Source organism: Pseudomonas sp. P4_B4, assembly GCF_056402255.1.
Map to the genome: position 1 here is coordinate 349,094 of NZ_JBFUHS010000003.1, position 22,629 is coordinate 371,722.

Here is a 22,629-nt window from a genome sequence, read left to right on the forward strand (position 1 = left end):
ATGAAGGTTGGGTATGAACGTCTCGTTGCGGCATATCGAAGTTTTCCGAGCAATCATGCAAGCAGGCAGCGTCACGGGAGCGGCGCGCTTATTGTTGACCTCCCAACCGACGCTCAGCCGGGAACTGGCCCGGTTTGAAAGCCTTTCGGGTTTGCGCCTGTTTGATCGGGAGGGCGGTAGGTTGGTACCGACGGCTCAGGCAGTAATGCTGCTCGAAGAGGTCGAACGCTCCTATATCGGGTTGGAACGAATCAATAGCGTTGCGCAATCGATCCGTCGTTTCGAACATGGGCAACTCAGCATCACCTGCCTGCCGCTGTTTTCTCAGACGCTATTGCCCAACGTTTGCAAGCAGTTTCATCAGCAGCATTCGGGCATAGGCTTGAGTATCACCGCGCAGGAATCGCCCTTGCTCGAGGAGTCTCTCAGCGCACAGCGTCACGACCTCGGCTTGACCGAAAGTGAACATGTGCCAAGAGGCACCCGAGGGGAATTGCTCTTTTGTGCCGACATGGTCTGCATACTGCCAGAGGGGCATCCTTTGCTGTCCAGGTCGCTGCTGACAATGGAGGACTTTCGCGGTGTCAATTTCATCAACCTGTCGGGCCTGGACATTTATCGTCAAAAGCTCGATGAGCACTTTCGTCTCGCTGGTGTCGATCGGCACACCGTGATCGAAACCACCAATGCCGCGTCGGTCTGTGCCATGGTCAGGCAACAATTGGGCGTGGCGATCATCAACCCATTGAGCGCCGTGCAAGAGTCAGGCAGGGGATTGGCTATTCGGCCAATCAACGTGTCCATTCCCTACCGAGTCATGCTGATAAGGCCTAATTTTCGACCTTCCTCAGTTTTCGTTGACGCCTTTTGCAAGGCACTGAGAGTTGAGGCGTTGAGTCTTGCCAGTGCCCTGGACAAGAGAATGGCGGGGGCCAGTCAGGTCGATACTCAGTAGGTTTTCTACATCCAGGTTTTGAACATAAGGTAGCCGGCAACCACAATGCATACAGCAGAAAAGCCCAGCTGTATCGATTTGGCGGGAATCCTGAGGGAGAGGACTCTTCCCAGCAGCATCCCGCTGACACTCGCAGCGATAAAAACGCCGCCCGTGACCGTTATGTGGGCTCCTGCATGAATGGCGCCTGTCACCGCAACAGCCGAGATCAGGGCGATAGTCATAAGTGAGGTCGCGACGATACCATGCATGCGGATGTCTGAAAGCTGTTGAAACGCAGGCACGATCAAGAACCCGCCTCCCACACCCAGCATCCCGGTGAGCAGCCCTGAAAGTGAGCCGACTACGGCAAGGCTTGCTGAGCATTTCGGTGTCCAGCGCAGTCGGCCGGTCTGAGGGTTGATCATGCAATTCTTTTCTTGCCAGCACTGCTGATTGTCGGCGGCCTTAGCCGAGTTGCCGTTCGCCTGTCGAATCATGCGTATCGCCACAATGACCATGACCATGCTGAACAGGGACGTCAGTACGGTGTTGGGCAGCAGATGGGCAAAGTACACGCCAAAACGCGAGAACACCGCCCCCAATAATGCCATCAGCAGGGCAGCCCGATAACGTACCAGACCTTTCCTCAGACCATCCACAGCCCCTACAGCTGCCGCTGCGCTGACGGCAAACAGCGCAACGGGCGCAGACTCAGTCATTGACCATCCCAAGCCGATCACTAGCGCCGGTACGGCCAGAATTCCACCCCCCGCACCCGTCAGGCCGAGAATGATGCCTATAGCGATCCCGAATATTCCACTCAGCAGCATGCTGGCTCCTCATTCGACCTTGGAGAGTTTGGTCAACCACTCACGGCCTTTGAGCATGCCGTTCCAGTAGAACCAGGGCAGGAACCGGGCCTTGAGGAACCATGCACTTTTTCGGGCAACCGTAGCGTCCAGGGGAAATGTGGGCAGCAGTTTCCCGCCGTAGCCGAACTCTGCCAGCACGACTTTGCCTTTTTCGACGGTCAGCGGGCATGACCCATAGCCGTCGTAGCGCAGCGGCATGGGCTGGTTGCCGCGTGCTGCCATGAGGTTCTCGGCGACGACGACGATTTGCTTGCGTGCAGCGGCAGCGGTCTTGGCGTTACTGGTGGAGCACACATCACCGAGCGCAAATACGTCCGGATAACGGCTGTGTTGCAGCGTCCCCGGATCCACTTCACACCACCCGGCGGCGTCCGCCAAAAGGCTTGTGCGGATGAAATCGGGGGCGACCTGTGCGGGGACGACATGGAGCATGTCGAAGGTCTTGGCCTGGCGAATGACTGCGCCGTGTTCGTCCTTGCTTTCAAACCAGGCTGTCCGGCTGGGGCCGTCAACTTTGACCAGGTTCGAGCCGAATACCAGCTGTGCTTGATACTTCTCGATGTATTTCATCAGGGGAGGGACGAAGGCCGGTACGCCGAACAGCGCTGCGCCAGCGAGATTGAACTCGACCTGCATATTCTGCAGAACACCTGATTTTTGCCAATGATCGCAGGAAAGGTACAGGGCCTTTTGCGGAGCGCCGGCACATTTGATCGGCATGCCGGGTTGGGAGAAGAGGGCCTTGCCTTTGCGTAATCCCTGCACCAGTTGCCAGGTGTAAGCGCAAAGGTCATAGCGGTAGTTGGATGTCACCCCGTTCTTGCCCAGGGTTTGCTCCAGCCCTTCGATTTTCTCCCAGGCAAGCCTAAGCCCGGGACAGACGATAAGGTTTCGATAAGCGACGCTTTTGCCGTTACTCAGCTTTAGACGTTTTCCGTTCGGCAGGACTTCAACCACCGCAGCCTTGATCCAGGTGGCCCCGCGCGGGATGACGTGCGACATGGGCCTGACGGTCTTGCGAACGTCATAAGCCCCTCCACCGACCAGCGTCCAGGCCGGCTGATAATAGTGCTGATCATTGGGTTCGATGAGCGTGATCTGCAGATCGGGAGCACGCTTGAGCAGGCTTGCCACGACACCAATGCCTGCAGACCCGCCACCAATGACGACGACGTCGGCAGTGATATCGGGGCGTCCACGGGCATCTTCTGTCCCAGAGGCTGTTGCGTTTTGATTGAGCGTAGTCATCTGCATTCCATTTGATTGATTAAATGGGATATTTCAGTCGTTCTGCCTAAGTTCCGATATTCATTCAGAACATGTTGAGCGGTATCTTCAAATAGCTGATGCCATTGGCGCTGGCCGCAGGTGTCTCACCGGCTCGCATGTTGATCTGCACCGACGGCAGCAGCAGCCTGGGTTGGTTCAGGGTCTTGTCGCGCGCCGTGCGCAGAGCGACGAAATCAGCCTCGGCGATGCCCTTGCCGATATGGATGTTGTGCGCGCGCTCTTCGTCCACTGTGGTCTGGTGGCAGTAGGCGTCGCGGCCAGGCGCTTTGTAGTCGTGGCACATGAACAGTCGCGTGCTGCCCGGTAGCTGGAACAGACGGCCAATCGAGCGGTACAACTGGTGTACGTCGCCGCCAGGAAAATCGCAGCGGGCGGTGCCACAATCGGGCATGAACAACGTGTCACCGACGAAAGCGGCATCTTCGATCAGGTACGTCACGCAGGCCGGGGTATGGCCAGGCGTGTGCAGCACACTGACAGCCACGGCGCCGACATGGAACGTTTCGTTGTCGGCGAACAAACGGTCGAACTGGCTGCCGTCCGGGCTCCAGTCATCGTCGGCGTCGAACAGCGTGGCAAAGGCCTTCTGCACCTGAGGAATACGGTCGCCAATGCCGATCTGTCCACCCAGTTGACGCTTGAGGTAGCGGGCAGCCGAGAGGTGGTCGGCATGCACATGGGTTTCCAGAATCCACTCCAGTGTTAGCGCGTTGGCGCGCACATGCTCGATAAGGAGTTCGGCACTTGAATACGAGATACGCGCGGCGGCGGCATCGTAGTCGAGCACCGGATCGATGATCGCGCAGTGCCGGGTCACCGGGTCGATGACCAGGTAACTGTAGGTACAGCTCTCGGCGTCGAAGAATGTCTCAACATGAAATTGCATGGTCATTGCCTCCATTCTCAAGGGGGCGGTCATCGAGCCTGCCCCCTGTACTCCATTCAGCAGGCTTGCGGCATACCACTCTCGACCCAGGGCGAGCGGATATCGGACAGGAATCGCTGCGCGCGAGGGTGTTCAGGGCGCAGGAAGAAAGACTCGGGCGTCGCTCGTTCGAGCACCTTGCCTTGATCCATGAAGATCACTCGATCGGCCACTTCACGCGCGAAACCCATCTCATGGGTGACGCACACCATGGTCATGCCTTCCTTGGCCAGGCTTTTCATTGCTTGAAGCACTTCGCCGACCATCTCAGGGTCCAACGCGGAAGTGGGTTCATCGAACAGCATCACCGGCGGGTTCATTGCCAATGCCCTGGCGATGGCCACGCGCTGTTGCTGGCCACCCGATAACTCGGATGGGTAAGCGCATGCCTTGTGGGCCAGCCCTACGCGGTCCAGCAAGCTCATGGCCAGATCGTCCGCTTCCTTGGCACCCAGCTTGTGCAGGCGACGCGGAGCCAGCGTGCAGTTCTCGAGAACGGTGAGGTGGGGAAACAGATTGAACTGCTGGAACACGAAGCCAATACCGCTGCGCAAGGCGTTCACGCTGACGGAGCGATCATAGATATCCACGCCATCGATAAAGATATTCCCGCTCTGGATGGCTTCCAGCCGATTGAGCGTGCGAATCATCGTCGACTTGCCGGAGCCGGACGGACCGCAGACCACGACCACCTCACCCTTGGCGACGGTTTCGTTGATATCAGCCAGAGCATGGTAGTTGCCGTACCACTTGTTAACGTTTTTCAGTTTGATCATGGGATTAAACCTTTGCAGTTCGGACAGCGAGACGTCTTTCCAGCCAGAAGGCGAAGCGCGACAAGCTGAAACACATAACGAAGTAAGTGAGGCCAAGTACGGCATAGACCTGGACCGGCTTGGTGAGCAACTGAGCACTGATCTGGGAGGCGACGAACGACACTTCCGAGAGGCTGATGATGTAACCCAGCGAGGTCTCCTTGATGGTGGAGACAAACTGATTCACCAGCGAGGGCAGCATGTTGCGAAAGGCCTGGGGCATGATGACCAGGCGCATTGTCGCCAGGTACGAAAAGCCGAGTGAACGGGAGCTTTCCATTTGCCCTCGAGGCAATCCAAGAATGCCTGCGCGAATGATTTCTGCGAGGTATACCCCATCAAAAATCACCAAGGCAGCCAGCATGGTGCCAAATTGCTCGGTGCGTTGACCGGTCAGGGTTGGCAGAAGGAAATAGGCCCAGAAAATCACCATCAGCAAGGGTGTGCCACGCAGTATGTACACCACGCTTGTGACCGGCACACGCAACAGCCGGTACGGGCTGATGCGGCAGAGCGCGAGCAGTACCCCGACAGGAAAGGCCAGCACCAGGGCCAGCGCTGCCAGGATCAGCGTCATTGCCAAGCCGCCCAAGGGGCCGTTTGGGTACTGGCCAATCAGGTAGAAAAGCCCGTAGTTGTGGATGATATCGAGCATCGTCAGGCACTCCGGACGGGATAGCGTTGCTGGTACCAGCTGGACAGCAGTGTGATGATGATCGAGACGCCGACATAACCTACCGTGGTAACGGCGTACGATTCGAAACCCCTGAATGTGGAGCTTTCCACCTGCTGGGCCTGATACATCATTTCAGCGACGCCGATCACCATGGCGATGCTGGTGTTCTTCCACAGGTTAAGTGTCTGGCTAATCAGCGGCGGCACTGTTACCCGCAGTGACTGCGGGAGGATGACCAGGCGCATGGTGCCGAGGAAGCCAAAGCCCAGGGTCCGGCCAGCCTCCATTTGTTCCTTGGGAATGGAACGCAAGCCGCTGCGGATGTCCTCGGACATGTAGGCTGCGGTGTAGAGCACCAGAGCGATAACCGCACTGACCGCTTCGATATTGTGTTCGTAGATCCATGTCTTGATCGGGGTTGGCAGCAGCTCCGGTGCCCCGAAATACCAGAACAGCATGTGTGCCAGCAGCGGGACGTTGCGTATCGCTTCCACATAAGTGATCGCGATTGCCCGGAGTGCAGCGTAAGGGGCCATTCGCAATACAGCGATGACGATTGCCAGCGGTAGGGCAATGGCCAGCGAGATCAATGCGAGTTGGATGGACAGCAGGAAGCCATTGATGAGCCACTCGTGATACTGCCCGGATAGCACAACCGATAAATCAAACGTATTCATAACTAGGCCCGTGGCCCGACCCCAAGGTCGGGCCCTCAATGAAGTTAGTTGATTTGGTCGGTTTCGATCTTGAATGAGCGGCTGGCGAATTTCATGTTGGTCTCAGGGCCAAACCACTTGGTGAAGAGCATCTCAGCCTTGCCAGACGACTCCAGATCGCGCAGCGTCTTGTTCACCTGCTCCTGGAAGGCGGGTTCTTCTTTTCTCAGGCCCAGCGCAATGTGCTCGGTGGACAGGGGCGTTGGGAGAATCCGAAAATCTTTTGCCGCATCACCCAGCTTGGCGAAGTTGCCGGCCAATGAGGTCTCATCGTTGGCGTAACCCAGTCCTTTGCCCTGTTGCAAGGCGAGCAGGGCTTGAGGGTTGCTGTCGAACGATACGATCTGGGCGTCAGCGATCTTCGCGCGGATGCTCTGCTCCATGGTGGAGCCTTTGATCGTCAAGATTTTCTTGCCGTCCAGTTGGTCGAGTTGATTGACGCCACTGTCAGTCTTGACCATGACTTTCTGACCCGTGATGAAGGTCGAAAGGGAGAAGTTGATCAATGCTTCCCGTTCTTTGTTATGGGTCAGGGAGGCAGCCAGAAGATCGACACGGCCTTGTTGTAATTCAGGAATCCGTGCGGCGACGGTCAACTGCTTGAGTACCGGTTTGACCCCGATGGTCGCGGCAATGGCGTTGCACATGTCGACGTCGTAACCGACGATCGCGCGAGACGCTGGGTCCTTGATGTAGCTGAATGGCTCGTCGGTGCCGAGCACACCACAGACTAACTCACCCTTGGCCTTGATATCGCTGAGTTGATCAGCTGCAGCAGAGAAGCTGGTTGCCAGCGTCAGTGCCAGTACTGCGGTTTTCCAGTGTTTTTTGAGCATGCGGTTCGTTTGCATTTTATAGACCTTATTGTTTGATAAACGGAACGCCAGTTTTCATGAAACGTCAGTGCAGTGGACCTCGATAGCCTCTTGCGGGTGGAGTGGGAATTTCTGTTATTCGACGTTGGTCGTGGGTAGCCGCACAAAGCCCGCATTCAAATCGGCGATCAGATCGTCGACATGTTCCAGGCCGATGGAGAGTCGGATCAGGTTCTCGCTGATGCCCAGGCTGATTTTCTGTTCATGGCTCAACGAGTTGTGCGACATGCTGTAGGAGTGGTTGATCATGCTCTCCACCCCGCCCAGGGAATCGGCCAATACAAAGATCGACAGCTGTTCGATGAAGGGTGCTATGGCCTTGCGATTGGCCTTCAACTTCAACGAGACCACTGCGCCGCCAGAACGCATCTGGCGTTTGCACAGCTCGTGCTGCGGATGGCTTTCCAGTCCGGGGTAGTACACCGCCTCTACCTGCGGGTGCTGGTTGAGGTAGAGAGCGATCTGTAGCGCATTGCTGCACTGGCGCTCCATGCGCACGTCGAGGGTCTTGAGCCCACGCAGGGCGAGGTAGCAGTCGAACGGTCCCTGGACTGCTCCAATGGCCATGCTGATGCCGCGCAGGCGGGTGAACAGTTGCTCATTGGCTGCCACCACGACTCCACCGATCAGGTCGGAGTGCCCACCAATGTATTTACTCGCTGAGTGCATCACCAGGTCGACGCCGTGCTCGATCGGACGCTGGTTCCAGGGTGAGCAGAAGGTGTTGTCGACGCAAGTCAGGATGCCGTGGGCACGGGCAAACTCTGTCACGCACTGGATGTCCACCAGCCGCAGCAGAGGGTTGGTCGGTGTCTCGATCCAGATCAGCCGGGTGTTGTCGCGGCGACTGGCGGCCAGTGCCTCAAGGTCATTGAGGTCGACGTAAGTGGTGGTGAGCCCGGACGTCTTGCTGCGGTAGTCTTCCATCAGGCGGAAGGTGCCCCCGTAGACGCCCGCCATCACGATTACATGGGAGTCCTTGGGCAATAGCTCAAGCACGGTGGCGGTCGCAGCCAGACCCGAAGCGCAGGCCACGGCTCCAAAGCCATGCTCCAACTGCGCAATGCAGCTCTCATAGGCATGTCGGGTTGGGTTACCCACTCGTCCATAGGCGTAGTCTGGGTTGTCGTCAAGGCTGCGCTTGATGAACGAACTGGAGGTGACGATTGCCGGGAAGATGGTGTTGTCGGCATAGGTCGACTGTTCGCCAGCGTGGATCACTTGGGTCGAAAAGTTGCTCTTGTTCTGGCTCATAGTCAGTCGTGACTCACGTGTATTAAAGGTAGCAATCGAGTTGTTTCGCATAGGGTGTGATGTCGCCGATGTGGCGAGCGACCCAGTCGCGGTCGTAATAGGTGTCCAGATAGCGTTCACCGCTATCGCACATCAGGGTCACGATAGAACCCTGCAGACCTTGCTCCTGCATCCTCGATGCGACTTTCAGCGCGCCCCACATGTTGGTACCGGTGGACCCCCCTGGCTTCCTCCCGAGTATTTTCTCCAGCCAATAAAGGGTGGCGATGCTGGCCGCGTCGGGGATCTTGAGCATGTCGTCGATCACATCTGGCAGGAACGACGGCTCGACCTGGGGACGACCGATGCCTTCTATGCGACTGCCTTTGCTGCCGGTAAGACTTGAGTCGCCTGTTCGATAGCTGTCATAGAAAACCGAGTACTCGGGGTCCACCACGATCAGTTGAGTGTCATGACCCTTGTAGCGGATGTAGCGGCCGATGGTGGCGGTAGTGCCGCCAGTCCCTGCACTCATGACCACCGCGTGGGGAATGGGGTGCGCCTCGCCGGTCATTTGCTGGAAGATACTGTCGGCAATATTGTTGTTGCCACGCCAATCCGTTGCCCGCTCGGCATAGGTAAACTGATCCATGTAGTGCCCTTCGCTTTCGCGTGCCAGGCGCTGCGCCTGGGCATAGACCTCTGACGAATGATCAACGAAGTAACAGTGCCCGCCGAGCAGCTCGAGCTGCTCTATCTTTTTGCTCGCGGTGTTGCGCGGCATGACGGCGGTGAAGCGCAGGCCAAGCATTTTGGCGAAGTAGGCTTCGGACACAGCAGTGCTGCCCGAGGATGCCTCGACCACATGGGTACCCTCTCGGATCTTGCCACTGCAAATGGCATGTAGAAAAAGCGAGCGCGCCAGCCGATGTTTGAGACTGCCAGTTGGATGTGTGCTCTCGTCCTTGAGGTAAATGTCGATGCCCTTCAACCCTGGAATTTCCAGCTTGTGGATGTGGGTGTCGGCGGAGCGCAGCAGATCGCAGGAGATACGGCTGACTGCTGTACGGATCCAATCGTTCACAGAGTTTCCCTCGCCCCGACAGGCGTCAACGGCATAAGGACCATCGCCTGAGGCGTGGCGAGTGTGGCGAGTGTGGCGATGATCTTCTTCATTTTTGAGTGGCTCCAAGCACGGTTTTTATGGTGTAAATCCTACTGCCACCCACTCGAAATTTAATTTCCATTTCTTCAGTTCTTAGGCTATTTTTTAGAAAAAATTTCTACGAACTCACAAATAAGAAGAAAAAATGGATAGCTTTGATCGCCACATCCTCTCCCTCCTGCAACGCGATGCCGACATGCCTATCAAAGATCTGGCTGAAGCCGTCAACCTTTCAACGACCCCCTGCTGGAAGCGGATCAAGAAACTCGAGAAAGAGGGCTATATCAGGGCCAAAGTAGCCCTGCTGGACCCAGTGCTACTGGGTCTTGGGTTATCGGTGCTGGTGCAGGTCAAGACGCAGCGTCATGACAAGGTCTGGCTGGATACATTCGCCAAGACCGTGTCGCAGTTCGAGGAAGTGATGGCGTTCTATCGGATGTCGGGAGACTGGGACTATATGTTGCGCGTTGTGGTCAGCGACATTGCAGCCTATGACACTTTCTACAAGAAGCTGATCACGAGCGTCGACGGACTTTCCAACATCACATCAAGCTTTGCCATGGAGCAGATCAAGTACACGACGGCGCTGCCTTTGCCTCGATAATCTGCTGTTTGTGGCAGGTGCATCTGCCACAAAGCAATCTCTGACAGGACAGCGGTGTACCTGTTACAAGCCCGCGTCCTGCCCACCTATTCTGCTGCTACCGCTCTGGGAGTGGGACGATTACCGAAAGCGATACACGTTCCGACAACTTTCTATTGTTGGACGTCCATCGCCCCGAGGAATTTTGAGTACCTTCAGAGCGCAATTCCATCCAAATACGCTTTCTCATTATCGGGTTTTAACGAAATCGACCGTTTTGGAGAATGATATTTCTCATTCCACGAAAAACCTGACAAAAATTGAAAAAATCATACTCCCCCTTCTGATTACACTCTTTCCATCACAAACAGGCTCAAAAACGATGCCTACGAGGGCGGTGCGTTTATGAGCGATGAGTCTTGATCGCAAACTCAGAAAGGTGCGGCTTATGTCTTATTCCAGCTATCACAAAAAAACTATCGGAAGCCATGCGTTGCACCCTGAGACATTGATGATGTCTTATGGTTACGACCCGTTCCTCTCGGAAGGCGCAGTCAAACCACCGGTTTTCCTGACCTCCACCTTTGCGTTTCGCACGGCTGAGGAAGGTGCAGAATTCTTCGATGTCGTGTCGGGTCGTAAACCGATTCCGCAGGACTCATCAGCTGGCCTGGTCTACAGCCGCTTCAATCATCCCAACCTAGAAATCGTCGAGGACCGCCTCGCGCTGCTGGATGGCTCAGAAGCCGCCGCAATTACATCCAGTGGAATGTCCGCCATCAGTGCTGTTTTGTTTGCGTTTCTGCGCCCAGGCGATCAACTGGTGCAATCGGCACCGCTGTACGGTGGTACTGAGACCCTGATTAGCAAAATTCTCTCGGATTGGGGCATCGGCTCGCATGGTTTTGACGACGGCCTGTCCATGCAATCCATTGCAGATGCACTCGAAACTGCTGCCTGCAAGGGGCGAGTTAGAATTTGCTATATCGAGACTCCGGCTAACCCGACCAATGCACTGATCGATCTGGAAGGGTTGCGCAAGGAAATAGACGCTTTCGAAACGCGCCATAGCTACCGGCCATTCATTGTCTGCGATAACACCCTGCTCGGGCCTATCTTCCAGAAGCCGGTGAAACACGGTGTTGACCTGTGCGTGTATTCGCTAACCAAGTATGTGGGTGGACACAGTGACCTTGTTGCCGGAGGCATCACGGGCACCAAAGAGCTGATCAACAAAATACGCAGCGTTCGCAGCTCGTTCGGCTCGCAACTCGATCCACATTCCTCATGGATGATCTCCCGCTCGATGGAAACGCTCGTCCTGCGCATGAAAGAGGCCGCAAGAACCGGCACTGTGATCGCTCGCTGGCTGGCCAGCAACCCCCACCAGAAAGTCGTCGTTCTGCATCCAGAGCTTATTGAGGATGGCAGCTATCAGGAGGTCTACCGCCGGCAATGCACGGGCCCTGGCTCAACCTTCTCGTTCGTACTGGACGGCGGTCGCGAACGGGCCTTCCGCTTTATCAACGCCCTGCATCTTTTCAAGTCGGCTGTCAGTCTCGGAGGCACTGAGTCCCTGGTTTGTCATCCAGCTTCGACCACACAATCGGGTGTGCCGCAGGCTCTGCGCAGTAAAGCAGGGGTGTCCGAGGGGTTGATCCGGATCTCGATTGGCCTCGAGCACGAGGAAGATCTGATCGCTGATCTGGATAATGCTCTGCGTCATTGCTGAGCACCTGAGGAAAACAATGAGAAGCTGAAAAAATAGGCTGACGGGGGACTGAGTCTGAACAGCAAATGGTAGATATCAATCCCCCGAAATACTGGGTTCGCTGGAGGTGTTTGATACGTCGACCTGTCCACCAGCACGAGACATTGTACTGCTGACTGTGGTCGGCTTGCTGGTGACAGTGGTCATACCTTCGGAATATGCCGCTGATCATCCTTGCCCAAGAGGCCTTGGCGGATGCAGCTCCGCCGCAAGCAATAGCTCCAGCTCCAGCTCCAGCTCCAGCTCCAGCTCCAGCTCCAGCTCCGCAGATTGCGCAAATCCAACCCGCTGTACAACCTGCAACTCAGCCAGTCCGAAAGTCGACTCAGCACTAAAAACAGATCAAATACCCGCTCCAACAGAACCTCAACTATCTACGCAGCTGTGCCGGACTACTTCCATAGTCCTTTCCTGCGAACCTGAATGTAGAACACTAGTCAATTCATACCCCCCCCCGCAGCACGCTGCATTTCCAGCACGCTTTGTAACCATGATCGGCAGAGAACGGCCAAAAGCAGCAGTTCAAGACTCCTAAAAATCCAGAGGTCATTCAGCTTTGTGCTGAGCCACGTGAACGTTAAACCGCCCCAACAACGCTTACGGGTAGGCCGGGACTATCTTTGCCTGCTCGATCAGCCAATCGATGAGCAAAGCTATCTCAGGGATATCGCGACTCTCCTCGTTGCAGATGCAGAAATAGTCCATCCCCGTCGGCACCTTCAGTGCAAAGGGCTGCACCAGGCGGCCCTCATCCAAATCGCGCAATGAATTGATCTCGTCGCTGAGTGCAACACCATAGCCATCTCGCGCCGCCTGCAGGGCAATACCGAAGTCCTCCAGATGAACATCGGCATCACCTGGGTAAGGCAAGCGCGCCTCAAGTAGCCAGCGCCGCCATTGAGCGCCGTCATCCTCATGCAATAGGCGGTGGTGAACAAGGTCGGACGGCTGCTTGAGCGCACGCGGGCCGCGCAGCAATTGCGGGCAGCAGACGGGAAACATATGCAGGCTTTGCAGTGGTCGCCACCAGAAACCCTCCCACGTCGGAGCGTCGTAGAGCACGGCGATATCGGCCCTGCGCCAGTCCACCTCGCTGATGTCGTCGGCAGTAATGACGCGCAGGTGAATGTGCGGATGTTCTGCACGAAAGGCGAACAACTTCGGCATCAGCCAGGCCGCGCCAAAAATCGGTTCCGTGGAAATGGTCAGGACTTTCGTCGCCGGCTCCTGGAAGTACGCCTCGGAAATCTGTCGCACCCCTTCGGTGATCTCGCCGATGCCGCGAGCTACCGAACGTTGTAGCGCCAAGCCTCGTTCGGTCAGCACCAGGAAGCGGCCCTGCTTGTAGAAAAGATCGATGCCGAGTGAGCTCTGTAACGCTCTTATCTGCTGGCTGACAGCCCCGGCGGTGACATGCAGCTCAGCGGCGGCCGCACCGACATGGCCCAGCCTTGCAACACATTCAAATACGCGAAACGCATGGAGCGGAGGTAAGGGCATGCGGGTTTACCATTTAGTTTTTCTGCCTGTTTTTTTGACAATTTATATAGATTGATTGTGCCTTGAGCAACCGCAAAGATTCAGCGGAGGGAGGCCAAAGACAACAATTCAATAGGTGGCCCTACGAAGCACAGGCAACAACAGGTGTGGCAAGGAAGCGATGAGGGGTGGGCTCGGTGCACCTCTACCTGTTTCGCTCGTGTGCCTTGGTAAATGAGATATCTGGCTGGATAACCTGGGGGACTCGTTACATGGATCAAGAACAAGATATTCAGTTGGCAACAGAGCCGTTGATGGCAGATCAAGCCGCAATGGAGGGGCCTACGAACCCGGGAAGGCGCCGGTTCAATATGGGCGCGTTGGTGGCTATTACTGCAACTGCCATCGGTACATCAGGGCTTGGACGCTTGGCCCGAGCGGCGGAGCCCAACCCTGCCTCCGATGGCTATCGGGTGCCGGCAGAGTGGGAGCCACACCAGAGCGTGTTGATGGCGTATCCCTATGACAAGAGCTACAAGGACCAGCTGAAACCCATGCAGGATTCTGTCATCAACGTAGCGAATGCCATTGCGCAGTTCGAGCCGGTCTTGATGATGGCGATGACCGGCAATACCGAGGTTGTACGCAAGCGCTGCGGCCCTAACGTTACTGTCATCGAGTATCCATACAACGATTGCTGGACCCGTGATACCGCGCCAGTATTCGCGCTGAGCCCATCAGGGCAAGACATGCTGGGACGCGATTTTATTTTCAACGGCTGGGGCAACAGGTGGTCGGCCACCCTGGATGATCAATTGCCCGTCGGCGTGTGCGCCACCCTTAACGTGCCTAAATCAACAGTCAATATGGTCTTTGAAGGTGGCGCCGTGATTACCGATGGGCAGGGCACGCTCATTACCACCGAACAGTGCCTGCTCAATCCCAATCGGAATCCGAGCATGACGAAGGCACAGATCGAGACCGCGCTGCTCCGTGCCTACAACGCGACCAAGATGATCTGGCTGCCGTATGGGGTGTACGGCGACGACGGCGCTGCCGCTACCGATGGGCATGTCGACCTGGTTGCTGCCTACATCGAGCCAGCCCATCTGCTATTGAATTACCCGTCGGACCCAAACAACCCCAACGTGCCCAGGATGGCGGCAAACCTGACAGTGCTGCAACAAAGCACCGATGCAAGGGGCCGTCCCTTCAGGATTACCAAGATGCCCGTCCAGCCAACATTCAAGGTGTCAGGCCTGACGGTGGAGAACTTCAGCTACATCAACTTCTACAAATCCAACGTCGGCATCGTGGTTCCTACTTCAAGCACTCCTGCAGATGAGATTGCCTTGAATCTCTTCCGGGAGATTTTTCCGGGACGGCCAGTCGTGGGTGTCGATGGCACCATCCTTGCCAACAATGGCGGTGGTGTGCATTGCATCACCCAACACATTCCTAGTGTCGGTTAGCGCTGAAAAGAATTGCCGCCTATGAGACGCAAGCAATAGCCAGACTGCTTTCCCTCGCAGGGTTGGGCCAGTTCGGCTGATCCAGCCCTGCGCGGGGAATCACTGCCTAACTCCAAAAGATGACGTGCCCGCGTTTGTGCATGCCACTGCCTGGTGCATCCCGTCAGCGCCTGCACAAAGCGTAGGAGACATCGGCGTGAGACCCTATCGTTTAGTTTTTTTGCTTTAATTACTTGTAGTTTATATAGATTGATTGTGATTCAAGCAGCCGTAACAATTCATTTGGAGCTAGGCCAAAGACAATAATTCAAAAGGTGGTCCTATGAAGTACAAGCAGCAACAGCCGTGGCAAAAAATCGATATGGGAGCGGACTCGGTGTCCTGGCGCACCGCCCGCGTTGGAGTCGGCAGCCTGCGTGCCGTCCTGCTGAAAGCTCTGACGATGCTTGCTGGCCCGGCGCTGGCAGCCGAACGAGTGGGCACCATCTCCCAAAGCTGTGAGAAATGGATCAAGCATCAACTCCCCCGTTCGCTCCTCGCTACGATCTGCAGCCTCGGCCTGCTGACCGCTAACGCTCATGCGGAAGAGCGCACCCYGCGTGTCTACAACTGGTTCGACTACGTCGCCCCGCAGACCCTGGACAACTTCAAGAAGGAGAATGGCGCAAAGCTGGTCTACGACATCTTCGACAGCAACGAAACCCTGGAGGCCAAACTGCTCACCGGCCACTCCGGCTATGACGTGGTGGTGCCGTCCGATAGTTTCCTCGCCAAGCAGATTCAGGCCGACGCGTTCCAACCACTTGACCGCAGCAAGCTACCCAACTGGAAGCATCTGGACCCGCAATTGATGAAACTGATCGAGGCCAACGATCCGGGTAACCGCTTCGCCGTGCCTTATATGTACGGAACCGTGCTGATCGGTTTCAACCCGGCCAAGGTCAAGGCTGCGCTCGGCGAGAACGCGCCGGTGGACAGCTGGGATCTGATCTTCAAGGAAGAGAACATTGCCAAGCTCAAGCAGTGCGGCGTGGCCCTTCTCGATTCGCCGACGGATATGATCCCCATCGCCCTCCACTACCTGGGCCTGCCACCCAACAGCACTCAGGCCAAGGACTACGAGAAGGCCGAAGAACTGCTGAAAAAGATCCGCCCCAACGTCGCCTACTTCCACTCCTCAAAATACATGACCGATATCGCCAATGGTGACATCTGCGTGGCCGTGGGTTACTCCGGCAGTTTCTCCCAGGCGGCCAATCGCGCCAAGGAGGCCGGCAACGGCGTGGTGGTGGACATGCGCTTGCCCAAGGAAGGCGCACCGGTCTGGTTTGACGTGCTGGCCATCCCCAAGGATGCGAAGAACCCGGATGATGCCCATGCCTTTATCAACTACCTGCTACAGCCGCAGGTGATTGCCCCGATCAGCGACTTCGTCGGCTATCCCAACCCGAACAAGGACGCCACTGCCCTGGTCAGCCCGGAAATCCGCAACAACCCCAATCTCTACCCCGCCGCCGACATCCAGACTTCTCTATTCGCGCTGGTGCCACTGCCGTCCAGTGCAGAACGCGCTCGCACCCGTGCATGGACCAAGCTCAAGTCGGGAACCTGACAGTAAGTTGCGCTGCCCCAGTGAAGCCCCAACGGAACCAAGCGTATGGCCGATGCGGTTTCGCTGGCACGCGGCGCCAATCAAGTCACCTTGCAGACCCAGTAGCCAGTGGTAACAGCATGATTGAAGTAACCGAAGTTTCCATTGCCGAGCTACGCGCAGCCCTCGAAGCTGGCCGAACCACGGCAGTTGAGCTGGTCCAGGCCTATCTCTCACGGATCGATGCCTACGACGGCCCCAACACGCCCACCGCCCTCAACGCGGTGGTGGTGCGCAACCCGAATGCACTTAAAGAAGCGCAGGCCTCCGACGCCCGTCGTGCCCGTGGCGAGACCCTCGGCCCGCTCGATGGTATTCCCTATACAGCCAAGGACAGCTACCTGATCAAAGGCCTGACCGCGGCGTCCGGCAGCCCGGCCTTCAAGGACCTGGTTGCCTATCGCGATGCGTTCACCATCGAGCGCTTGCGTGGCGCCGGTGCGATCTGCCTGGGCAAGACCAATATGCCGCCCATGGCCAATGGCGGCATGCAGCGCGGCGTGTATGGCCGTGCCGAGAGCCCGTACAACGCGAACTACCTCACTGCACCCTTCGCCTCGGGTTCATCCAACGGCGCAGGCACGGCCACCGCCGCCAGTTTCGCCGCCTTCGGCCTGGCGGAAGAAACCTGGTCGAGCGGCCGCGGGCCGGCCTCAAACAATGGTCTGTGCGCCTATACACCGTCGCGCGGGGTGATTTCGGTGCGCGGCAACTGGCCACTGACGCCAACCATGGATGTGGTCGTGCCCTATGCCAGGACCATGGCCGACCTGCTCGAAGTGCTCGACGTGGTGGTGGCCGAAGACGCCGACAAACGTGGCGACCTGTGGCGCTTGCAGCCTTGGGTGCCGATCCCCGGCGTCACCTCGGTGCGTCCCGCCTCCTACCTGGAACTGGCTGCCAGGCCCGCCGCACTCGCCGGCAAGCGCTTGGGCGTACCGCGCATGTATATCAACGCCGACCCCGACGCAGGCACCAGCGAAGCGCCGGGTATCGGTTGGGCGACAGGCCAGCGGATCAACACCCGTCCCTCGGTGATCGCCCTCTGGGAAAACGCGCGAAAGACTCTGGAAGCGGCCGGTGCCGAAGTGGTCGAGACGGACTTCCCGCTGGTCTCCAATTGCGAGGGCGATCGACCTGGGGCGCCGACAGTGTTAACCCGCGGCCTGGTGTCCAAGGAATTCCTCCATCACGAACTGTGGGACCTGACCGCCTGGGCATTCGATGACTTCCTGCTGGCCAACGACGATCCCAAACTAAACCGTCTGGCTGACGTCGACGGCCCGCAGATTTTTCCGCACGACCCAGGCGCTCTGCCTGACCGCGAAGATGGCCCGGCCATTGGCATGGACGAATACGTGCGCATAGCGGAGCGTGGCATCACCCCGTGGGATCAGATCGCCACGCTGTCTGATGGCCTACGCGGGCTGGAGCAGACCCGGCGTATCGATCTTGAGGAGTGGATGGATCGGCTGGGGCTCGACGCGGTGATTTTCCCGGCGGTCGCCGACGTGGGCCCGGCGAATGCCGATGTCGATCCGCAATCGGCGGATATCGCCTGGAGCAACGGCGTCTGGGTCGCCAACGGCAACCTCGCCATCCGTCACCTCGGCGTGCCAACGGTCACCGTGCCGATGGGCGTGGTGCCGGACATCGGCATGCCCGTCGGCCTGACGTTTGCCGGTCGCGCCTACGACGACTCAGCGCTGCTGCGCCTAGCGTCGGCATTTGAGGCCACCGGATCGAAGCGCTTGATCCCGGTGCGAACCCCACCCTTGCCAGGCGGCTGAAAACCGCAATGGGTCTGGCGCGATAAAGCGCCAATCCTGCCCATTCACGGCAAGCCCGAGCAACAGAAACCAACCTTTGCCCCAGCGAGCACTGCGTGAGCGTGCACCTGTCTGGGTCAGCTTCAGTAACCCGCATTGAGAATCCCATGCTAAATGACAATTCAATAATCGATCAGGCGATGACACGTGACAGCCTGTATGGCACCGAGGGTGAACCGACCTACGGTGGTATCACCAGTTTTATGCGGCGTCGCTACACCCGCGATTTGCGTGGCGTGGATATCGCCATCAGCGGCATTCCGTTCGATACCGCGACCAGCAATCGACCGGGCAGCCGCTTCGGACCACGGGCCATCCGCGAGGCATCGGTACAGTCCGCCTGGGCGCGCCACTGGCCTTGGGAATTTGACCCGTTCGATCTGCTGGCTTGTGTCGATTATGGCGATTGCTATTTCGATTACGGCACCCCGGAGCAGACCCCAGCGGCGATCAGGGCCCATGCCGAGCGGATCCTGGCAGCGGGTACTGCGATGCTGACCCTGGGCGGCGATCACTTCATCAGCTATCCGCTGCTGCAAGCTCACGCGGCCAAGTATGGTCCGTTGTCGTTGATCCATTTCGATGCGCACCATGACCTGGAGTCCGACGGCGAGGACAAGCGTATCGACCACGGCTCGATGTTCTATCACGCCGTCCGCGAAGGGCTGGTTGATCCTGCACGGTCCATCCAGATTGGCCAGCGCACGACCAATGACGACGTCATGGGCTTTCAGGTGCTGAATGCCAGTGAAGTGCATGATCGCTCTACCAAGGAACTGGCGGAGATTATCCGGGCGCGCGTTGGCGACCATCCGGTCTATCTCACCTTCGATATCGACTGCCTCGACCCGGCATTTGCCCCAGGCACGGGGACGCCGGTCTGCGGTGGACTATCGAGCCATCAGGCCTTGGTGATTCTGCGAGGTCTGCGCGGTATCAACCTGATCGGCATGGACGTGGTGGAGGTAGCACCGCCCTATGACCACGCCGAGATTACTGCGCTTGCCGGGGCCGCGTTGGCGATGGAGATGATCTGCCTGTATGCCGCGCGGCATAAGCTGTAAACCAGTGGTCTGGACAGCTACAGACATTTTTCGACCAGTTGCTCTAATGACAGCAACTAGCCGGTTTCTGCCTGTCCCCACCGGCCGCTTTAGGGTCGGATAGCGACCACCAGCCATTGTGACTGATCCACCCTTGTCCTCCCCTCAACGTGGAGGACGAGCCATGAATACTATTGCTAGATACCGCTATCAGCCTTGGAACAAGGGAAAGCTTGTCGGGCAGAAAGCTCCGCTTCGAGTCAGAGATATCTGGGCTATCCGCGTAAGACTTCAGCTTGCTGAGAAGACGCGTGATTTGGCGCTTTTCAACTCGGCCATTGATAGCAAGCTGCGTGCCTGTGACTTAACCAAGTTGCGAGTTCGAGACATCGCCCATGGGGAGCATGTGTCGTCACGGGCCATCGTGATGCAGCAAAAAACTCATCACCCAGTGCAATTTGAAATCACTGAGCAAACTCGAACAGTTCTGGAGGCTTGGATGCACCAGGCGCGTCTCCGCAGCGAGAACTTCTTGTTCCCGAGCCGGTTGCACGCCTCGGACCATCTTTCCACCAGGCAATACGCTCGAATAGTCAAAGCGTGGGTGACAACCATTGGCCTTGATCCAACTATGTACGGAACCCACACGCTAAGGAGAACCAAGGCTTCGTTGATCTATCGTAGGACGAAGAACCTGAGAGCAGTTCAACTCCTGCTTGGTCATACGAAGCTTGAAAGCACTGTCAGATACCTGGGAATCGAGGTCGATGATGCCCTGGAAATGGCGGAACAAACGGAAGTCTGACTATCCATAGTGACGGTCGATGCTTGACCGTCGCTATCCGACCCATAGCTGCCGGTCGAGACAGGCAGTAACCGGCCCAGAAGGGTTCGCGGAGGCGTTTTTACACACTCTGGGCCAAAAGCAGCCGGTGGGCGGAGCGATAGCAAATGAGTAGTTATGTTTGATCTGTTATGTGCAACTAGGAATTGCAGTCCATGTCGTGTTGATAGCACTTCAAGATTTCCGCATCTGCCTCCGTTGTTGAGCGCACTTCTTGAAGCGTGAGGCACACTTTACATCTCAACCTGAGTACCGAGCTCGATCACCCGATTCAGCGGTAGATTGAAATACTTCAAGTTGCTGTTGGCGTTCCTTAGTAGGAAGGCGAACAGCCCCTCGCGCCAACGTGCCATGCCGATTCGCTTGGTCGGAATCACAGTCTCGCGGCTAAGGAAATAGGTAGTGCGCATCGGGCTGAAATCCAGCTCGCTCAGGGGACAAAGCTTGAGCGCGGCCGGCACATCCGGTTCCTCGATAAAACCGAAGTGCAGAGTCACCCGGAAGAAGCCCTCGCCGTACGCCTCCACCTCGAAACGTCGCTCCTCAGCCACCCGCGGGCTATCCTCCGCCACCACGGTGAGCAATACCACTTGCTCGTGCAATACCTGGTTGTGCAGCAGGTTGTGCAATAGTGCATGAGGAACAGCGTCTGCACGCGCGATAAGAAACACCGCAGTGCCTTGTACCCGATGTGGCGGCTGTACGCGGACGCTGTCGATAAACAGCGGCAGCGGCAAGGCACTCTCGTCCAGTCGCTCGACCATGATCTTGCGGCCACGCTTCCAGGTGGTCATCAGAATAAACAGGACGATACCCGCAATCACCGGAAAGGCACCTCCCTGCACAATCTTCGGCACATTGGCGGCGAAGTACAGGCTGTCCACCAGCAAGAAGCCAAGCAGTATCGGGATGGCCAACCAGCGCGGTGCCCTCCACAGCAGCATTGCCACTGCCGACGCCAATAGCGTGGTAATCAACATAGTTCCCGTCACCGCCACGCCGTAGGCGGCTGCCAGCGCGCTGGAGGATTCAAAACCGAGTACCAGAAGCACCACGCCGACCATCAGCGCCCAGTTCACCGTACCGATATAGATCTGTCCCTGCTCGTGGTGGGAAGTGTGCTGAATATACATGCGCGGTACATAGCCAAGCTGGATGGCCTGAAGAGTCAGGGAGAAGGCCCCGGAAATCACCGCCTGCGAGGCAATGATGGTCGCTAGAGTGGAGAGAGCGACCATCGGCAACAACGCCCAACTCGGCGCCAAAAGATAGAACGGGTTGCGCGCCGCCTCCGGATTTTCCAGAAGCAGCGCGCCTTGGCCAAAGTAATTCAGCACCAACCCCGGCAACACCAAGGCAAACCAGGCGCGGGCAATTGGCTTGCGGCCGAAGTGCCCCATGTCGGCATACAACGCCTCGGCGCCGGTCAGCGCCAGCACTACCGCGCCGAGGATAGACAATCCAATACCCGGATGGACGAAAAAGAAATGCACACTCCAATAGGGGTTGAGTGCCTGTAGCACTTCCGGGCGCTGCAGAATGCCAGAGACCCCTAGAATACCGAGCACCAGAAACCAGAGCACCATCACCGGGCCGAACAGGGTGCCGATTCGCGCCGTGCCATGCTTCTGGATCAAGAACAGTGCCACCAGGACGATCAAGGACAATGGCACTACCCAGTGCTCGATCCCGTCAAAAGCCAACTCCAGCCCCTCCACAGCGGAGAGCACCGAGATCGCCGGGGTGATCATGCTGTCACCATAAAACAGCGCCGCCCCGAACAAGCCGAGTAGCACCAGCGTCCTTCTCAAGCGTGGATAAGGCATGGCAGCACGTCGGGCCAGGGCGGTTAGCGCCATGATGCCGCCCTCTCCCTGGTTGTCGGCACGCAGGATAAACAGCACGTACTTGATCGACACCACCCAGATCAGCGACCAGAAGATCAGCGAGAGAACGCCCAATACACCATCCTGGTTGACCTGCACACCGTAGTGCCCGGCGAATACTTCTTTGAGGGTGTACAGCGGGCTGGTGCCGATGTCTCCATATACCACCCCCACAGCTGCTACTAGCAGGCCCGCCGCTGATGTTTTTGCCGGAGACTTTTCGGTTGCGTCGGAAGCTGATGGGCTCACTTATTGTTACTCGAAAGTTGAGGTATTGAAGAACCGTATGCTGCCTTCAGAGCTACGACAAGCAAAAAACTGACTGTTTTGTGCTTACGCGAACAGCCCTGAGGTATCCAGGGAATGCCGAGGATAAAACGATGGGGGCGAAGTGTTTCGGGGTATGTACGAGGTGTGCCAATTGCGGCCACCAGTATCGTTGCAGAGAACAATATCTGCCGTAAAAAAAACGTAAAAAATCAATCTCAGAGATACTTACTCACGAGGCGAGGAGCGGTGCTTAAGCATTTGTGAAGCCGGCACAAATGACGTCATAGCGCCATCATT

The 22,629-nt window shown here is 57.2% G+C and carries 19 protein-coding genes; 8 read left to right on the top strand and 11 right to left on the bottom strand.

The genetic code is table 11. From position 1 onward, the window contains the following. Positions 1–13: 13 nt before the first annotated feature. Positions 14–955: a LysR family transcriptional regulator gene (locus AC1DVE_RS06065; RefSeq protein ID WP_223455653.1), complete on the top strand. Its 942-nt coding sequence runs from the start codon at positions 14–16 to the stop codon at positions 953–955. Between the two features lie 5 nt (positions 956–960). Here the strand turns inward: AC1DVE_RS06065 and AC1DVE_RS06070 are convergent, their stop codons facing one another. From AC1DVE_RS06070 to AC1DVE_RS06110, 9 genes are all read right to left on the bottom strand, one after another. Continuing rightward, a complete protein-coding gene (locus AC1DVE_RS06070) occupies positions 961–1,767 on the bottom strand; it encodes a sulfite exporter TauE/SafE family protein (protein ID WP_223455652.1) in 807 nt (268 codons plus the stop codon). Positions 1,768–1,776: 9 nt separating this feature from the next. Then, positions 1,777–3,057 (bottom strand): NAD(P)/FAD-dependent oxidoreductase, encoded by a 1,281-nt coding sequence (locus AC1DVE_RS06075; protein ID WP_223455651.1) that lies wholly within the window; start codon positions 3,055–3,057, stop codon positions 1,777–1,779. A gap of 64 nt (positions 3,058–3,121) precedes the next feature. After that, a complete protein-coding gene (locus AC1DVE_RS06080; RefSeq protein ID WP_223455650.1) occupies positions 3,122–3,985 on the bottom strand; it encodes an MBL fold metallo-hydrolase in 864 nt (287 codons plus the stop codon). 56 nt (positions 3,986–4,041) lie between these two features. After that, a complete protein-coding gene (locus tag AC1DVE_RS06085; protein WP_223455649.1) occupies positions 4,042–4,800 on the bottom strand; it encodes an amino acid ABC transporter ATP-binding protein in 759 nt (252 codons plus the stop codon). Between the two features lie 4 nt (positions 4,801–4,804). Beyond that, complete coding sequence (locus AC1DVE_RS06090) at positions 4,805–5,494, bottom strand: amino acid ABC transporter permease (RefSeq protein ID WP_411741638.1); 690 nt, start codon at positions 5,492–5,494, stop codon at positions 4,805–4,807. A gap of 2 nt (positions 5,495–5,496) precedes the next feature. Beyond that, the gene (locus AC1DVE_RS06095) at positions 5,497–6,192 is read right to left on the bottom strand and encodes an amino acid ABC transporter permease (protein ID WP_046043099.1); all 696 of its coding nucleotides are present in this window, start codon (positions 6,190–6,192) and stop codon (positions 5,497–5,499) included. Positions 6,193–6,236: 44 nt separating this feature from the next. After that, complete coding sequence (locus tag AC1DVE_RS06100) at positions 6,237–7,082, bottom strand: ABC transporter substrate-binding protein (RefSeq protein WP_046043098.1); 846 nt, start codon at positions 7,080–7,082, stop codon at positions 6,237–6,239. Positions 7,083–7,181: 99 nt separating this feature from the next. Next, positions 7,182–8,360 (bottom strand): trans-sulfuration enzyme family protein, encoded by a 1,179-nt coding sequence (locus AC1DVE_RS06105; protein WP_223455648.1) that lies wholly within the window; start codon positions 8,358–8,360, stop codon positions 7,182–7,184. Between the two features lie 22 nt (positions 8,361–8,382). Beyond that, positions 8,383–9,423, bottom strand: coding sequence for a PLP-dependent cysteine synthase family protein (locus AC1DVE_RS06110; RefSeq protein WP_046043096.1), 1,041 nt, complete (start codon positions 9,421–9,423; stop codon positions 8,383–8,385). Positions 9,424–9,649: 226 nt separating this feature from the next. On the opposite strand from AC1DVE_RS06110, the gene AC1DVE_RS06115 reads away from it, so the two are divergent. Together AC1DVE_RS06115 and AC1DVE_RS06120 are read left to right on the top strand one after the other, a co-directional pair. Then, positions 9,650–10,108 (top strand): Lrp/AsnC family transcriptional regulator, encoded by a 459-nt coding sequence (locus AC1DVE_RS06115; RefSeq protein ID WP_046043095.1) that lies wholly within the window; start codon positions 9,650–9,652, stop codon positions 10,106–10,108. A gap of 427 nt (positions 10,109–10,535) precedes the next feature. Then, positions 10,536–11,819 (top strand): cystathionine gamma-synthase family protein, encoded by a 1,284-nt coding sequence (locus tag AC1DVE_RS06120; protein ID WP_223455647.1) that lies wholly within the window; start codon positions 10,536–10,538, stop codon positions 11,817–11,819. Between the two features lie 636 nt (positions 11,820–12,455). On the opposite strand, the gene AC1DVE_RS06125 is transcribed toward AC1DVE_RS06120, so the two are convergent. Further along, positions 12,456–13,358, bottom strand: coding sequence for a LysR substrate-binding domain-containing protein (locus AC1DVE_RS06125; RefSeq protein ID WP_223455646.1), 903 nt, complete (start codon positions 13,356–13,358; stop codon positions 12,456–12,458). Positions 13,359–13,609: 251 nt separating this feature from the next. On the opposite strand from AC1DVE_RS06125, the gene AC1DVE_RS06130 reads away from it, so the two are divergent. The 5 genes from AC1DVE_RS06130 to AC1DVE_RS06150 all read left to right on the top strand — a co-directional run bounded on the left by AC1DVE_RS06130 (position 13,610) and on the right by AC1DVE_RS06150 (position 20,137). After that, complete coding sequence (locus AC1DVE_RS06130) at positions 13,610–14,809, top strand: agmatine deiminase family protein (RefSeq protein WP_223455645.1); 1,200 nt, start codon at positions 13,610–13,612, stop codon at positions 14,807–14,809. A 322-nt stretch (positions 14,810–15,131) separates the two neighbouring features. After that, complete coding sequence (locus tag AC1DVE_RS06135) at positions 15,132–16,421, top strand: polyamine ABC transporter substrate-binding protein (protein WP_477783837.1); 1,290 nt, start codon at positions 15,132–15,134, stop codon at positions 16,419–16,421. A gap of 119 nt (positions 16,422–16,540) precedes the next feature. Then, positions 16,541–18,250, top strand: a complete 1,710-nt coding sequence (locus tag AC1DVE_RS06140; protein WP_223455643.1) for an amidase — start codon at positions 16,541–16,543, stop codon at positions 18,248–18,250. A gap of 146 nt (positions 18,251–18,396) precedes the next feature. Continuing rightward, the gene (speB, locus tag AC1DVE_RS06145) at positions 18,397–19,353 is read left to right on the top strand and encodes an agmatinase (protein ID WP_223455642.1); all 957 of its coding nucleotides are present in this window, start codon (positions 18,397–18,399) and stop codon (positions 19,351–19,353) included. A 163-nt stretch (positions 19,354–19,516) separates the two neighbouring features. After that, positions 19,517–20,137 carry a tyrosine-type recombinase/integrase gene (locus AC1DVE_RS06150; RefSeq protein WP_223455641.1) on the top strand — a complete coding sequence of 207 codons (621 nt, stop codon included), beginning with the start codon at positions 19,517–19,519 and terminating at the stop codon, positions 20,135–20,137. A 272-nt stretch (positions 20,138–20,409) separates the two neighbouring features. Here AC1DVE_RS06150 and AC1DVE_RS06155 read toward each other — a convergent pair whose 3' ends face one another. Beyond that, positions 20,410–22,311: a potassium transporter Kup gene (locus tag AC1DVE_RS06155; RefSeq protein WP_223455640.1), complete on the bottom strand. Its 1,902-nt coding sequence runs from the start codon at positions 22,309–22,311 to the stop codon at positions 20,410–20,412. Positions 22,312–22,629: the final 318 nt, after the last annotated feature.